Origin of the sequence: Stieleria mannarensis (assembly GCF_014154935.1) — a bacterium.
Taxonomy (GTDB): Bacteria; Planctomycetota; Planctomycetia; order Pirellulales; family Pirellulaceae; genus Stieleria; species Stieleria mannarensis.
In genome coordinates, this window is the sequence record NZ_JACEHH010000144.1 from 1 (window position 1) to 1,607 (window position 1,607).

General features: G+C 56.9%; 1 protein-coding gene. It reads right to left on the reverse strand.

Going from position 1 to position 1,607, the window contains the following annotated elements; genetic code table 11:
• Positions 1 to 37: 37 nt before the first annotated feature.
• The gene (locus H1B37_RS32780; RefSeq protein WP_436299113.1) at positions 38 to 1,501 is read right to left on the reverse strand and encodes an IS701 family transposase; all 1,464 of its coding nucleotides are present in this window, start codon (positions 1,499 to 1,501) and stop codon (positions 38 to 40) included.
• Positions 1,502 to 1,607: the final 106 nt, after the last annotated feature.

Here is a 1,607-nt window from a genome sequence, read left to right on the forward strand (position 1 = left end):
CTGCACTTTAGGCGATTGAACTCAACGCCACTGATTGTCACGTCGCCAGTGCGAGCAGGCGTTCGAATCGGTCGCGCATTTTTGTTTCGTCGGGGGCCAGGTGCAGATCGTTCAATAATTCGGAACGTATCATTTCACGGGTAATCCGACGGCGACGATCTGCGTGCGAGGGACGACGCGATGGGGTGTCCCATGGCCGGTCACTGCGATCAACCAACTGGTCGCTCGTCAGGTCCCAGCATTCCAGTTCAACCATGCTGTACAGGCATCCGCACAAGTTCCAACAGGCAATGCTCGACCAGACGTTTCGAACCTGCTGCTCGCCCGCGCCCCAGATCTCCTTGACGTCGTGAAAGTGCTCTTCGATCGCCCAGCGATCCGAGACCGTTTGCAGGATCACTTCCACAGACATTGTCGTATCGGTGCTAATGTACGCTGCCCAATTCCCGCTGACATGCTTCAGCAGAACGACTCGAACTTGACCGCCGACAACCTTACTGGTTGCAAGGAACGTCTTGTACTGCCCTTTCGCCTGCACGCCTCGGCAACGGTATGTGATCGACTTCCAGCCGTCGCGGCGACCGGCCCGCTTGGCCAAGCTGATTCGATTCTTGCCATACTTGCGGGGCCTGCCACGCTGTCCCGTTTTGTTTATCGGAACGTCATACAGCTTTGCATCGCGCCGAAGCCTTGTGACCACCGTGGCTCCCTCAGCGATCAATGCGCGAACCAGTTCGCCGACCGCATACGCACCATCAAACACAACGACAAAACCAGCCTTGCTACCAAGAGCTCGAAGTGTCCCAAGGACCTGCTGAACCAGCTCCAAAGCAAGCTGAGGTTTGGTACGAAATTCCCAGTCATAGCGCTGCCTCAGCTTGTCAATGTCAACCTTCCGAACATACAGCCGCGAGAGCAATGGCAACGCGATGGCTCCAAACAATGGATGGTTCAGGACCATCGCCAAGCAGACCCAGTTGTGACCATAAAGCCAGCCTCCGTCGCCGGGGCCCGGCGTCGGGTTGTGGTGAATGTTGGCCGCTTCAACGTACGGCCCAAACCGCTTGGTAGGGGAGTCGTCGATGGCAATCGTCCAGTGGCCGTTCTCACCGGGATCGAACTTGTTGAAGATGAACATCACGAGGGGAAGCATCACGGATCCAGCCCTTCTGCCGATCGATTGAAGCATCTCATAGAACCGATCCCAATCGTCGTTGACGCCACCACAGCGAAACCAGCTGGCAGCGGTGCGGCGACCACCGGCAAGCATTGCTCCGGCGATGATGATCGGCAACCGAAAGCCGATTCGCTTGTCGAGCAGTTCGCTCATCGAGGCGACCAGGGTCGCGATCTTCCCGGTAAGCGGAACACTGGCCGAAGCGGTTGTTCGGCGACTCGGGTTCGGCGTGGCGAGCCGTTGCCGTTTGTCGTGTTGGGATGGTTTGGATTTACGAGAATGTTGAGCTTGCGGTGGTCTGCCGGAGCGTTTACGCTTAGCCATCCTTGGCCCTCTGAGATATGGTGTTGTGTGAGAACCTCCATTTTCTCTGAGGGCTTTTTTCGTGGCAATATCAATCCGTCCACGATGACGTTTCGCCTAAAGTGCA